At 33.3% G+C, this 12,915-nt stretch carries 14 protein-coding genes; 4 read left to right on the forward strand and 10 right to left on the reverse strand.

Annotation, left to right across the window (positions count from 1 at the left end):
* Positions 1-5: 5 nt before the first annotated feature.
* Together PXD56_RS15225 and cls are read left to right on the forward strand one after the other, a co-directional pair.
* Positions 6-695: an ABC transporter ATP-binding protein gene (locus PXD56_RS15225; protein ID WP_276494201.1), complete on the forward strand. Its 690-nt coding sequence runs from the start codon at positions 6-8 to the stop codon at positions 693-695.
* 58 nt (positions 696-753) lie between these two features.
* Positions 754-2,163, forward strand: a complete 1,410-nt coding sequence (cls, locus tag PXD56_RS15230; RefSeq protein ID WP_276494202.1) for a cardiolipin synthase — start codon at positions 754-756, stop codon at positions 2,161-2,163.
* A gap of 105 nt (positions 2,164-2,268) precedes the next feature.
* On the opposite strand, the gene PXD56_RS15235 is transcribed toward cls, so the two are convergent.
* From PXD56_RS15235 to PXD56_RS15265, 7 genes are all read right to left on the reverse strand, one after another.
* Positions 2,269-2,907, reverse strand: a complete 639-nt coding sequence (locus tag PXD56_RS15235; RefSeq protein WP_276494203.1) for a hypothetical protein — start codon at positions 2,905-2,907, stop codon at positions 2,269-2,271.
* A gap of 108 nt (positions 2,908-3,015) precedes the next feature.
* Entirely contained in the window at positions 3,016-4,386 is a 1,371-nt protein-coding gene (locus tag PXD56_RS15240; protein ID WP_276494204.1) for an MBL fold metallo-hydrolase RNA specificity domain-containing protein, read from the reverse strand.
* A gap of 4 nt (positions 4,387-4,390) precedes the next feature.
* Positions 4,391-5,233: an ATP cone domain-containing protein gene (locus PXD56_RS15245; RefSeq protein WP_276494205.1), complete on the reverse strand. Its 843-nt coding sequence runs from the start codon at positions 5,231-5,233 to the stop codon at positions 4,391-4,393.
* 1 nt (position 5,234) lies between these two features.
* Entirely contained in the window at positions 5,235-6,134 is a 900-nt protein-coding gene (locus PXD56_RS15250) for a mechanosensitive ion channel family protein (RefSeq protein WP_276494206.1), read from the reverse strand.
* Between the two features lie 124 nt (positions 6,135-6,258).
* Positions 6,259-7,098: a universal stress protein gene (locus tag PXD56_RS15255; RefSeq protein ID WP_276494207.1), complete on the reverse strand. Its 840-nt coding sequence runs from the start codon at positions 7,096-7,098 to the stop codon at positions 6,259-6,261.
* A gap of 64 nt (positions 7,099-7,162) precedes the next feature.
* Positions 7,163-8,011, reverse strand: coding sequence for a universal stress protein (locus tag PXD56_RS15260; protein ID WP_276494208.1), 849 nt, complete (start codon positions 8,009-8,011; stop codon positions 7,163-7,165).
* 5 nt (positions 8,012-8,016) lie between these two features.
* Positions 8,017-8,850 carry a universal stress protein gene (locus PXD56_RS15265; protein WP_276494209.1) on the reverse strand — a complete coding sequence of 278 codons (834 nt, stop codon included), beginning with the start codon at positions 8,848-8,850 and terminating at the stop codon, positions 8,017-8,019.
* A gap of 112 nt (positions 8,851-8,962) precedes the next feature.
* Between PXD56_RS15265 and PXD56_RS15270 the strand changes: the two genes are divergently transcribed.
* A complete protein-coding gene (locus tag PXD56_RS15270; protein WP_276494210.1) occupies positions 8,963-9,154 on the forward strand; it encodes a thioredoxin family protein in 192 nt (63 codons plus the stop codon).
* Positions 9,155-9,292: 138 nt separating this feature from the next.
* Here PXD56_RS15270 and PXD56_RS15275 read toward each other — a convergent pair whose 3' ends face one another.
* Genes PXD56_RS15275 through PXD56_RS15285 form a run of 3 tightly spaced genes read right to left on the reverse strand, consistent with a single transcriptional unit; the run spans position 9,293 to position 11,870 of the window.
* The gene (locus tag PXD56_RS15275) at positions 9,293-10,132 is read right to left on the reverse strand and encodes a universal stress protein (RefSeq protein ID WP_276494211.1); all 840 of its coding nucleotides are present in this window, start codon (positions 10,130-10,132) and stop codon (positions 9,293-9,295) included.
* Between the two features lie 33 nt (positions 10,133-10,165).
* Positions 10,166-11,008, reverse strand: a complete 843-nt coding sequence (locus PXD56_RS15280; protein ID WP_276494212.1) for a universal stress protein — start codon at positions 11,006-11,008, stop codon at positions 10,166-10,168.
* Positions 11,009-11,024: 16 nt separating this feature from the next.
* A complete protein-coding gene (locus tag PXD56_RS15285) occupies positions 11,025-11,870 on the reverse strand; it encodes a universal stress protein (RefSeq protein ID WP_276494213.1) in 846 nt (281 codons plus the stop codon).
* 211 nt (positions 11,871-12,081) lie between these two features.
* Here PXD56_RS15285 and PXD56_RS15290 point away from each other — a divergent pair, with 211 nt between their 5' ends.
* Entirely contained in the window at positions 12,082-12,843 is a 762-nt protein-coding gene (locus tag PXD56_RS15290; protein WP_276494214.1) for an SDR family NAD(P)-dependent oxidoreductase, read from the forward strand.
* Positions 12,844-12,915: the final 72 nt, after the last annotated feature.

Raw genomic sequence — 12,915 nt, forward strand, 5'->3', positions numbered from 1 at the left:
ACTAGATGGACATTGTATTAGAAGCAAAAGATATAAATAAGCACTTTCATAAACCAAAAGATTTCCATGTCTTAAAAGATATTTCATTTCAAATTTTTAATGGGGAATTTGCTTCTATAATGGGGAAATCTGGTTCTGGAAAATCAACACTATTATATATTCTGTCAACGATGGATACTGAATATACAGGCGATTTATTATTGAACAATAAGTTGGTAACGGGTTTGTCTGCAACAGAATTATCATTAATTAGAAATGAGAATATTGGGTTTGTATTTCAGTTTCATTATCTGTTATCAGAATTTAGTGTAATTGAAAATGTAATGTTACCCGCCAAAAAACTAGCTCGTAAAAGTCATCAAGAAATTGAGCATGATGCCATGGAGAAATTGAAAATGTTAGGTATAGAGAATTTGGCAAAACAGAAGGCATCGCGTATTTCAGGAGGAGAAAAACAACGCGTAGCCATTGCTAGGGCATTAATTAACAATCCGTCTATACTTATGGGCGATGAACCCACCGGAAATTTAGATAGTTACAATTCTGATAATGTTTTTAATATCTTCAAGCAACTGAAAGAAGAAGAAGGGCTATCATTGTTAATAGTTACACATGATGAAGATTTTGCGAAACGAACAGACTACATCATACAAATGGAAGATGGTAGAATTGTTGGTAAATCTAGTAACTTGTAACAAATCATAGTTGTTGTTTTTACTTTAATACTACGGGAATATACAGAACGCGAATTTTATGTGGACGTCAATTTTTATTGGAATTTATGTAATAGTAGCATTGTCAATTGTATTGTCAATTCTTTTATATGGAGCAAAGCCTACCAAAAGTTTAGCTTGGCTCTTAGCTATATTTGCCCTACCTGTTGGTGGTATTTTCCTTTATTTATTGTTAGGTAGAAATAGAAGAAGGTACAAACTTATTCAGAATCAAAAAGACTTGTTCCATAGAATGCCAATGCCGAACACGGAACGGATAAACGTTTTTGAAGGCAAGTATGATAAGCTAATGACACTCAGCTACAAGAACTCTCATTTTCCTCCTACTACTGGCAATGAGCTTAAAATATTAAAAGATGGGAGAACAACTTTTGAAACTATATTTAAGGCATTAGAAGGAGCAACGACCAGAATTCATATTCAATATTACATATTTGAAGAAGGAGATTTAGCTAATAGGTTATTAGCGTTGTTTGAAGAAAAAATAGCGCATGGGGTAGCTGTTAGAATGATTTATGACGGTGTAGGTAGTTTTTCTTTAAGTAAGAAATATTTAAAAAAGTTACTAAATATAGGCGTAGAGGTATACTCTTTTTTGCCATTTAAATTTGGAAGGTATTTTTATTCATTGAATTTTAGAAATCACCGTAAAATTATAGTGGTCGATGGTAAAATTGCTTTTACCGGTGGTATTAATGTTTCTGATAAGTATTTAAAAGGTCAAATAGGTTTGGGTAAATGGCATGATATGCATTTAAGACTTATAGGTACTGCAGCCACACAGCTAGATCAGGTCTTTATGACAGATTGGTACTTGGTAAGCACAAAATTATTGAAGCCCATACCATTACCCCAGGATAGTTCTATTGAGCCTGTAGCTAATGAATTGGTACAAATTGTTGCCGGTGGTCCAGATGATGATTTTCCGGTGTTGGAACAAACATATTTCTCTATGATAAATATGGCCAAGAACTATATTTATATAACCAACCCATATATTATACCTGGGCAGGCAATGGTAAGAGCGTTACAAACGGCAGCTTTAAGTGGGGTAGATGTAAGGTTGTTGGTATCAGAAAAAATAGATAATCAAGTAGTAAGTTGGTCGGTTCAATCTTATTTTGAGTTGTTCTTGAAAGCGGGTATTAAAATATATCTTTTTCCTGATGGATTTTTACACAGTAAAATTATGGTGAGTGATGATGCCGTATCATCTATTGGCACGGCTAATTTAGATGACCGTAGTTTTGAACAGAACTATGAAGTCAATGCTATTATGTATCATAGTAAAATGGCTAAGATCTTAAAAGAAGACTTTTTAAATGATTGTAAGGTAAGCAACGAATTATTCTATGATGAATTTGTAAAAAGGTCATGGGGCAAAAAGTTGAAACAAGGAGTGGGCAGAGTATTGAGTCCGTTATTCTAAAATCTACTCTTTGCTGGATAATACAAGATAATTACATCCTTAATCTTACCTAGATATTAGAAAATGTTTCTTTCAAAATACCTTACATAATTGCCTAAAAGCAGTTTACTCAATTTGTGATGTAAATACCAAGTCTTGATCTTCCATAGCAACAATGATCATTTTTACGTAATCTTTTATAGCTTTATCAATGTTGTTAGGTTCTGTAATTTCAATGATACCTCTCCATATCATAGCTCTTTCTTTACCTTCACAAATGCAATATAAAGTAGTCTCTGCATGGTAAATGGTAAATTTTTCATAGTAGTTATCGTCGTAATATATACCTTGGTGTTCTAGGTAATCATCATTAAATCTAGATTGGTGGTCATCCCATCTAGAAATAGATTTTACAAAGCTTTCACGATTTTCTGATCCTATAATCTTGGTTAATAAAATAGCATCAAAATCTTTGTCTAAAAGACTTTGTTCTACATCGTCTAATTCTTTGTCCGTCTTACGTGAATCTGTCAGAGAAAGGTCAAATATATCTACACTACGCCATGCTTCAACATCTCTACTAGTAAATTCTTTCTGTAGTTTGCTTTCAAAGTTTTCTCGTGTATCATTATTTTGAGCCATACCTACAATTAAAACTTTGTTGGCATTGAATATTACGATATCCGGGTTTTTCCAGTTTTCTACTAAACTAATAGAAGAACACCCCATTAACATCAATGATAATACTACAAATAACTTTTTCATAAGGCAGGTATATTTATATCTAATACTTGTCCAAGATACTATTTAGAAAATGCAGTAGATATGACGATTATCAGTTCGTCTAAATGTATAGAAAAATGTAAATGTAGTTTATATGAGTAAATCTATGGTTTCTTCTAATTTTGGAATATGACAGTGCCACCCTTTAGTATCTCTAATTTTTACTTTAAAAGCATCTAAAGCACCTGGTTCTCCATGTATTAAGAAAACATTTTCTGGGGTATTTTTAATACCATCAATAAAATGAAGAAGCTCCGCTTGGTCTGCATGTGCAGAAAGGCTTTCAATAAAATGAATACTAGCTTTTACGGGATAATATTTTCCGAATAACTTAAGTTCATGTGTACCCTCTAACAATTGTCTTCCTCTAGTACCTTCTGCTTGGTAACCGACTAACAAAACTCTAGTTTTTGGCTCATCTATTAATTGTTTTAAATAGGTGAGTACGCGTCCGCCTGTGACCATGCCACTACCTGCAATGACAATTTTGGGTCTGGGGTCGTCAATAGTTTTCCAAGTATCCGCGTAAGATGAAGTTATGGTAAAGTGATTGCACATAGCTTTAAAATCATTCTGGTCAAGCTTATGCCAATCTGTAAATTGCTCAAAAACATCAAGAACATTGCTTCCCATTGGGCTGTCTATGAAAATGGGTATGTTAGGTATTTTGTTCTTTTTATATAAATCCCAAAATATGAACATGAGCAATTGTAATCTTTCAACGGCAAAAGAAGGTATGATCAAAGTGCCTCTTTCATTAATGGTTTTGTAAACTAAATCACTTAAAATTTCAGTGATGTTTTCTTTAGGATGTAGTTTGTTGCCATAGGTACTTTCTAAAAAAAGATAGTCTGCCCATTCGGGTCTTTCTGGAGCCATTAATAGCTTGTCATTCAGTCTCCCTACATCGCCAGAGAAAACGAACATTTTTCCGAATATCTCCAATTCAATAAACATGGAACCAATGATATGGCCGTTATATCTATATTTAAATCTGATGTTCTCTGAAAGCGGTATCCATTCGTCTCTATTTCTACCTGAGAATAAACTAATCGTTCTTTCAGCTTCTAAAAGATTATAAAAAGGAAGCGCTTTTGGGTGTTTAGAAAAGCCCTCTTCATTTGCATTTTTTGCCTGTTCTTCTTGAATTTTGGCGCTATCAAGCAGTATTACACGGGCAACGGATAAGGTAGGGTAGGAGCCTATAATTTCTCCTTTAAAACCTTCTTTGACTAATCTTGGTAAATAGCCCGTATGATCTAGGTGACCATGTGTCAATAAAACGACATCTACTTTACTTGCGTCTATAGATAAGGGTTTCCAGTTTTTTTTACGTAGTTCTTTAAGCCCTTGAAACATGCCACAATCTATCATTATGTTCAGTTCGGGAGTTTCTAAATAAAACTTAGAACCGGTAACCGTACCAGAAGCGCCTAAAAATTTAATGCTAACTTTTTTCATACTATTAAGCTTTACAGAGTTGTGAGATTTCGTCTAAAATCTTTGATTTCCGATTGGTAGAAATACCTAGATGATCTAAGTAAAATTTATCTTTAACTAGTTGTCTGCATAGTACTATATTTCTACTAAGAAGAAATTGTTTTTCTCGTTTAGATAATAAGCTAGATACGGTTATCGGGTAGAGCCCAAGCCTATCAATTCTATCTTTTAGTCCGTCGTTTTCTGGAAAATCCCAACTTAAAAGATAGAGGTCTGCACACTTGCCATAAGTTAGGGCATCTTGTGTGAACCTAGTGTTGGTAACGACCCAACCTTTATTCAAGGGTTTATTATTTTTATTTGTTAGCCAATGTGCTTTTACATCATTATATCTAGAATGTATGTAAAGTGGAATTTTGACATTGCAATTACGCCCCTCGTCATTATGAAACTTACATTCAATAACGGTGACAGTATTATTTTTTTCTGCGATTACGTCTATTTCATGGGTAACACACTCACCGTTTAATGTAACACCAACTTGTACATCATAGCCAGAGTATTTTAGTATTTCGGCAATAAAGCGTTCAAATGGAAAACCAGTTGGTCCCAATTCATAGATAGCTTTTTTAAGTTTGTATTTAGAAGCGAAAACAGACTTGTTTTTTTTAAGAAGGGAATAGGCTCTATTATAGATTTCATTTGATGTGATGCCTTCAAAAAGTTCATCATATACTTTGCTGACAATTTCTTCTACTAGTTCATGATTTGCTCCACTATGCTTAAGAGAGTTACGAAGCTTTTCTAGCGAGAACTTCATTTTCTGCCCAGAAGATTTAATGATGTCAATAGATTCTTTAGTATCCATATTACTTTTTTAGATTAACATTAAGTGGTGGTACCTCTAGTAATTGTAATGTTGTAGAAGCCAATGTAACCTTGCCATCTGTTTTCGAAATAGCTTGTTTGATATATTGAAATAGCGTGTGTTTGGTATTTCTTCTTCTTTTGTAATCTGTTATATATCTTAGATTTAATTGAATCCAATTATCGGTAAGGTTCATGGCTATCGTGGGTTCGATCGTTGCATCTTCTATATAATAATGAGCTACCATTTGTTGCCATTTGGCTTTTGATTTTTCAGTATAATCAGACAATAATTCGGTAGCTGTATTTAGCATAATGGTTTTGGCAAGTTCGGCATCAGAACCATAGGTGATGAGAATGTTCAGTTCGTCCCAAACGAAAGGAAAATCCATCGAGTAATTCTTTATTGGACCTTTAAAAACAAAGGCATTACTAATTTTTACAATTCTACCAGAATAGTTATCGCTGCTAACCCATTCTCCCATTTCCATAATGGTGGTGTAAATGCTGTCAATATCAATAACATCACCTTTTATATTATTAATCTCAATACGGTCACCAGGTTTATAAACACGCACGAAAAATATATAAAAAGAGCCTGCAATACTTAATATCAGTTCTTGTAAGGTGAAGGTAATACCAGCAGTAAATAAGCCAATTATTATGGTGTAATCTTTTATGCTGTCGACAGTAAATGCCATTAGAACTAAGAAAATTATAAGTACATAGCCAACAATTTCAACACCTTTTTGTGCTTTGTATCTAATAGAAATATCTTCAATTCTCTTTTTAAGTGTTTTTCTTACAAAGCTGATAATGAAAACAATAAAGAGTATCCACGCAATTAACTTAAGCATTTTAATTAGCGTTGTATTCTCTAATAAACTCGAAAATGTATCCATATGAATTATTTAAAAAAACCGCCAATGAAAAGAATTCTTTGACGGTTTAATTTTAGACATCAACCAACTAAAAATGTCTAAAATATTCTTACTTCTTGTTAACTGTAAATATTAAATAAACTTACTAGTGTAATGCTAAAATGGGTACATCGCTGTCGTAACCAATTTCTTTAATCAATGGTTTAGAAAACACACTACCAAAAAAGAAATGTTTACGGTTAATGAAAGAGACCATATCACTTTCTCTACTTTCAACAAAATCCTGTATACCCTTGCCTAAATTCTTCTCTCTTAGGGTATGAAATTGGCATTTAGTCTCACTTAAAATAGATGATAATAATTGCTTATTGCTTAATTGGGTTTCAGTAAGTTTTTTATTGTTATCTATATGCAATACGGCAATTTCGGCATTATGCATATTAGCCAATTCAATAAGATATCTAAACGCTGATCGTTTATAGATATCTTTGAAGTCTGTTGGAAAAACAATCTCTTTCGGCGACATGAAAGATACATGTTCTGGTATAGCCAGTACAGGGCATTCTCTAATTTTTTCCATCGCCATTACGGTATTGCTGCCAAATAGAACACCTTTTGATCCTGTAGCGCCCTTAGTACCCATGGCAACCAAATCAATATCCTTTTCAGCGATTATTTTTTTAATAGCCTCTGAAAGAAAGGTATAAGATGATTCTGTATAATAATTATGCTTTAGGTTGTCTGGGTGCAAGGCTAAGGTATCTAGAAGCTTTTCAAAGTTCTTTTCAGAATCTTGTTTTGCCTGTTCAAATGCAGCGCTGCCTTCTTCCGGTATACTTAAGCTATTCGTTGTATATTTATCAAAACTGAATACGTTTAAAAAATAGAAATCACAGTTTAGTTTAGCATAAAGATCAATAGTATATCTAATGGCGTTCAAGGCATTTTTAGAAAAATCTGTAGGTATAAGAATACGCTTGTTCATTGTTAAATGATTTAGATTGCTCAATAAATATATGTCCTAATGATTACTAATACTATGATAAATATCAGTCTAGTACCGGTAGAATTAGAAAGGGAATAGTGGCATAAATACTTAAATCCATAATTACAGGTTCATGTAAAAAACGTTCAAAGAATTTTCTTCTGTGGTATGCCATGGCTAGCATACTGATCTCTCTTTCAACTATAAAATCTTGTATAACATTAGCCTTGTCGGCATAATTCCAAATTTCATCATAGCTATGTGGTGTTTGCTGTAAACACTTGTCTAATAATTTTTGATTGGAAACTTGTTTAGAAGTCATAATCTCTTCTTCATTTATATGAAGAACAGCAATAGAAGCATCTGTTAAAGTAGCTATATTCAACAATGAAGATAGTGTAGACTTAGTACATCCTTTTTTATAGTCCGTTACAAAAGCAATCTCTTTTATTGGTTTAAATGCAATTTCTTGAGGTATTGCTAGAATGGGGCATTTGGTAATTGTATTGGCAACTTGAACGGTATTGCTGCCCATAAACAGTTCTTTGGCGCCAGTTTTACCTTTGTTGCCCAAAACTACAAGTTCTATGTCATGACTATCTATAGTCTGTGAAATTACCGTAGTAAGACTGCCCTTACTTGAAATGGTGTTGAATTTATAAATTTTGTTACCTGTGTCCAATACAATTTTGTGAACAGTTTTAGTTAGGTTTTCTTCAGATAGGTTCTGTAAATCATCCATCTCTTTCTGACCTGTAAATAGTGCGTTTTTTGCGCTTAAAACTATATCGTCAAAGGCATGCACTATATGAAATGTACAGGCTGTGGATGCAAAAATTTGTGTTACATAAAATAGCGCATTGTAGGCTTCATTAGAAAAATCTGTAGCTACTAGTATATTTTTAATTTTCATAATTTTTATTGTGGAATTACTAAAAATGGAACCGTTACGTGAAAGCCTATTTTCTTTATTACAGGCTCAATGAATAAGCGTTCTAAAAAGGTGTGTTTATTTTGTACCATTACCAATAAATTGATTTTTTGCTTAATCTGAAATTCATTGATTGCAGCAATTACCTCGTTGCTTGGAACGTCATGAAAAAATCCGCTTTCAGATAGTACCTTGGTAAGTTGTTTTTTGTTTTTTTCTTGAATGGTATTTAGCTTATCACCCGTATAAACATGCATTACATTTACCTGCGATACATGCGATTCTGTAATTTTTAGCAGTTGCGCCAAAATGTTCTCATCTAGCCAAACCTCAAAATCATTTGGAAAAAGTATTTGTTCTGGCGCCTCATATTCAAAGCCCGAAGGAATGATTAAAACGGGACATTTTGCATTTTTAATAACATGAACAGTATTGGTGCCCAATAGTATTTCTGTGGCGCCTGTGGCTCCTTGCGTACCCATAACCACAATATCAATACCTTCTGCTTCTACAGTTCTGGTAACTTCACTAGAAAGTACGTTTAGCGCAGAATGTGTAATAAATGTATGTAAGGGATTTTTAAATTCCTGCTCTAGTTTTTCTTTAAGGTTTGCAAGATTATCTTGAGAGTTTTGTTGTACAATATCTCCAAGACCTATCTGTGCCGGGCTACCCATTAAATATTCTGTATGGTATACGGGCGGCATATAACTGTTTAAAAGATAAAAGGTACACTTTAAATCTTTATATAGTTTAAGCGCATAATGAATAGCCGTTAATGAATTTGTTGAAAAATCTGTGGGTAGTAGAATACGTGTCATAATACTAAATTTTGATAGTATAAAATTAACTACCTATGTCCACAAATGGTATGATATTCGTCATCATTAAAGATTTTATAAATAGTTATTATTAAGTAGCAAATACAAATCGATGAAAAAGAAATTTAGAAAAAGTATTGGGTCAGAAACACCTACATTGGTTTATTTCTTTGCATCTTGGTGTGTGCCATGTAAATTAATGAGACCGGTATTAAAAGAGGTTGTAGAAGAATTCCATACTGGTTTAAACTACTTAGAAATAGATGTAGAATTAAAAAAGAGAATTGTAAAAAGATATAAATAAAGGGTGTCCCTACCTTAATACTTTTTAAGAGTGGAACTCCCCAATGGCGACATACTGGTGTAATGCCTGTTGAAGATATAAGAATTGCGATAAAACAGCATATCTAAATATAGGCTCAATATTACTTATAACTCATTGTTATTCATGTATCACTAAAAATGGTACTTTGGTATGGTAGCTAATCTTTTCAACAGTAGGTCTAAATAAAATACGCTCTAGAAAATTAAGGTTTTTAGCGACCATAATGAGCATATCTAAATTTCTACTTTCCGTAAAACATTGTACGGATTCATCTATTTTTTTTCCAGTTACTTTATGAAATGTGCATGCTGTATCCTTGTAGAAGTCTAATAGCAAATTCTTGATTTTACTTTGATTTTGGTTCAGTTCCTCTCCTTTGTTAGAAACATATAATAAACGGAGCGCAGCTTTTTTTAATAAGACAATATCTTTAATGGTATCTAGTATAGTAATATCATACGCTAAATTTAAATCTGAAGGAAAACCAATTTCTTCGACTTTTTCATAAGTCGCATCTTCCGGTACCGCTAAAAGAGTACATGCTACTTTTGTAATAACATTGCCCGTGTTACTACCTATAGATACAGATTTAAGACCAGAAGCGCCTTTAGTACCCATAACAATAAGATCAATGTTCTTTTTCTTGACCAATTCCTTTAGTTGATTTGTTAAAAAGCCGTAGATAGCTTTAAAATGAAACTTATGTTTAACGTTTAAAGGTAGTTGCTCTATTTTTTTACTGAGCGTTTTAAGCTGTTCTTTGCTTTCGGCCAATACGGTGTCCTCTAAAATTTCTGGTGCTATGTACATGGCTGCTTCACCGCTAACATTAGTGTCGATAGCGTTTATATGAACAATATGAAAGGTGCAGTGCGTTTTTTCAAAGAAAGAAATACCATATAATAATGCATTCCACGCATTATCTGAAAAGTCTGTAGGTATTAATATATTTTTCATTGTAATAGTTTAAAGGTGAACGTTGATGAAGAATTATTGGGGTAAGAATAATACGGGGATTTTAGAGTGAAATGCTATCTTTTTAACTACAGGTTCACCAATTACTTTCTCCCAAAAAGTATGCTGATGGCGTAATATGCTTAAAAAGCTAGAATCTTTATCTTCCGTATACATATCAATACTCTTAGAGATATTTACTTCAAAAGGTACGTTGGTAAACTTAACGTCAAACCCAGACAAGCGCTCTTTCAATACTTCTTTATGAGCCTCTTGATTATCGTTCAGATTAAACTCAATGGCAACATGAACTACTTCAATACTAGTGTTCCATAGTTTGGCAAGTTCTATAATAGAGTCAAATAGGTTTTTCTTATAAGCCGCAGAAAAATCAGTTGCAAAAAATATTGACTTCAGACTTTGAAAGTTAAAATCTGTTGGTACTACGAGAATAGGAATACTTTTAATAAGACTCAATACCTTTACGGTGTTGCTGCCCAAGAAAACTTCTTTGGCACCTGTAGCACCTTGGGTACCCATAATTAATATATCAATATCGTTCTCGTTAAGCACGACTTCTACTGAATCTTCTAAATTACCAGGTTTAGATAAGGTGGTAAATTCATGCTTTGGGTTATTATGGTTTGTCTTTAGGTATGAAAGCACTTCTTCTAACTCTTTAACCGAGTATTTTGATAGCGAATCATAAATAACACCAAGTCGTTGCTGGCTTTTTGACCCCATTAGGTTTAAAGGCGTAGGCTCATAGGCATGCAGCAAGTAAAAGTGGCAATCTACTTCTGTATATATTTTTAGTGCCGTAAAAATGGCGTTCCAGGCATTATTTGAGAAATCTGTAGTAATTAATATCTTTTTCATAGCGATATAATTTTAATTAGCGGGGTAGATTTTGCATCACCAAAAACGGAATGGTTGGTGAAAGACCAATTTCATCTATGGTAGATTGGTAAAGCATATCTTCTAAAAAGGAATGTCTAGAATTTACCATAACAAGTAAATCCATATTGTTTTCGTTGATATAGGATGTAATTGCATTTGCTCTATTGGCAACACCTTTAGTAACAAATGATAACCTGGCATTTGGTAAAGACTCTTCTAAGAATTTTTTGTTATCCAATTGGCGCAGACTTAAATCCTCAAAATCTGAAATATAGAGGCTATGAACTTCTGCTTTGAATTCTCCTGCCATGATATCTAACAGTTTTAATTCTCGTCTTTTATAAGGCAACATATAGTTGCTTGGAAACAGTATTTTCTTTGGCTGATTATAACTGTATTGATCGGGCACTGCCAAAACCGGACATTTTACATATTTAAAGACCTGAACGGTGTTACTGCCAAAAGTAAGAGTAGTGCTAGCTGTCTTGCTCTTAGTACCCATTATGATGAGGTCAATATTTTTTGATTCGGCAAAATTATTAATAGCATCTACCAGAGATTCAAAAGAAGAAACAGCTTCATACTTATGCAAAGGGTTATGAGTTTTAGTTTGGGTGCTGGTAACAAGCTGATTTAATTTGTTTTCAGAATCATCAGCGATAATTTTCTTCTGTTTATCAAAAGTTTCGGCATCTACATTATGATAAGGTCCGTAAACCTCATCTGCATACGCATGAATAAAATAAAAGTTAGTACGCTCACACTTAAATACATTAAGCGCATAGGAAATGGCGTGATCAGCATTGCTAGAGAAGTCAGTGGGGATAAGAATATTTTTCATGGCTTTCTTTTTTTGATGTTTTAAAAGTATAGGAGAGTAAAAAAAAATCCTATGATAAATATCATGAGCAATCTAACCATCATACACTGCTACATAAGTATTATATCTAAAAACCTAAATGAGTTTAGGGCTGATATTCGTCATATTATATTGTAATTCAAGATCTTACATTTATAAAGATTTATAATTCAATAACAATTAATACGTAACTATGAGCAGGTTAAAAGATAAAGTAGCTATAATAACAGGTGGTACGGGTGGTATAGGCATGGCATCTGCAAACCTTTTTTTAGAACAAGGGGCAAAAGTAGTTTTAGTAGATAATAATCAAGAAGGTATAGATACGGCGCGCAAAAGTTTAAATAATAAAAATGTGTCTTTTTTTAGAGCTGATGTTTCTAAAAAAGAGGATACCATAAAATTTTTAAACCATACATTAGAAACATTTGGTAAGATTAATATTTTCTTCGCCAATGCAGGTATAGAAGGTACTGCAAGTCCTATAGCAGAATATCCGGAAGATGTGTTCGATAAGGTCATGGCGGTCAACCTTAAAGGTGTTTGGTTAGGTTGTCAATATATCATTCCTAAAATGGAAGAGGGTGGTAGTGTTATAATTACCTCATCTGTAGCCGGTTTAAAAGGATTTGCAAATTTAGGCGCTTATGTTGCTACAAAGCATGCAGTAGTAGGTGTAATGCGAGTTACGGCAGCAGAAAATGCGGTACGTAAAATTCGTGTGAATACCATACACCCAGGTCCTGTTGATAATGAAATGATGAGAAGAATAGAAAGCGATATGTCTCCTGATAGTCCAAATGCCGTAAAAGATGGTTTTAAGGCTACAGTTCCTTTTGATCGTTATGCAACCTCAAAAGAAGTAGGTGAACTTGCCCTATTTTTAGCATCAGAAGAAAGTAAGTATATCACCGGTTGTACACATCTTATTGATGGAGGTATGATAAATGCATAGATTGTAATTGAACTATATTTTTTTGTAAACTTGACAGCCTAAACAACCATATTTAAGCTGTCAAGTTTTATT

Source organism: Maribacter zhoushanensis (assembly GCF_029350975.1).
GTDB lineage: Bacteria > Bacteroidota > Bacteroidia > Flavobacteriales > Flavobacteriaceae > Maribacter > Maribacter zhoushanensis.

Excerpts from the sequence above, each read along its gene's own strand:
- PXD56_RS15225 (WP_276494201.1), top strand. The coding sequence starts at position 6 with ATGGACATTGTATTAGAAGCAAAAGATATAAATAAGCACTTTCATAAA.
- cls (WP_276494202.1), top strand. The coding sequence starts at position 754 with ATGTGGACGTCAATTTTTATTGGAATTTATGTAATAGTAGCATTGTCA.
- PXD56_RS15235 (WP_276494203.1), bottom strand. The coding sequence starts at position 2,907 with ATGAAAAAGTTATTTGTAGTATTATCATTGATGTTAATGGGGTGTTCT.
- PXD56_RS15240 (WP_276494204.1), bottom strand. The coding sequence starts at position 4,386 with ATGAAAAAAGTTAGCATTAAATTTTTAGGCGCTTCTGGTACGGTTACC.
- PXD56_RS15245 (WP_276494205.1), bottom strand. The coding sequence starts at position 5,233 with ATGGATACTAAAGAATCTATTGACATCATTAAATCTTCTGGGCAGAAA.
- PXD56_RS15250 (WP_276494206.1), bottom strand. The coding sequence starts at position 6,134 with ATGGATACATTTTCGAGTTTATTAGAGAATACAACGCTAATTAAAATG.
- PXD56_RS15255 (WP_276494207.1), bottom strand. The coding sequence starts at position 7,098 with ATGAACAAGCGTATTCTTATACCTACAGATTTTTCTAAAAATGCCTTG.
- PXD56_RS15260 (WP_276494208.1), bottom strand. The coding sequence starts at position 8,011 with ATGAAAATTAAAAATATACTAGTAGCTACAGATTTTTCTAATGAAGCC.
- PXD56_RS15265 (WP_276494209.1), bottom strand. The coding sequence starts at position 8,850 with ATGACACGTATTCTACTACCCACAGATTTTTCAACAAATTCATTAACG.
- PXD56_RS15270 (WP_276494210.1), top strand. The coding sequence starts at position 8,963 with ATGAAAAAGAAATTTAGAAAAAGTATTGGGTCAGAAACACCTACATTG.
- PXD56_RS15275 (WP_276494211.1), bottom strand. The coding sequence starts at position 10,132 with ATGAAAAATATATTAATACCTACAGACTTTTCAGATAATGCGTGGAAT.
- PXD56_RS15280 (WP_276494212.1), bottom strand. The coding sequence starts at position 11,008 with ATGAAAAAGATATTAATTACTACAGATTTCTCAAATAATGCCTGGAAC.
- PXD56_RS15285 (WP_276494213.1), bottom strand. The coding sequence starts at position 11,870 with ATGAAAAATATTCTTATCCCCACTGACTTCTCTAGCAATGCTGATCAC.
- PXD56_RS15290 (WP_276494214.1), top strand. The coding sequence starts at position 12,082 with ATGAGCAGGTTAAAAGATAAAGTAGCTATAATAACAGGTGGTACGGGT.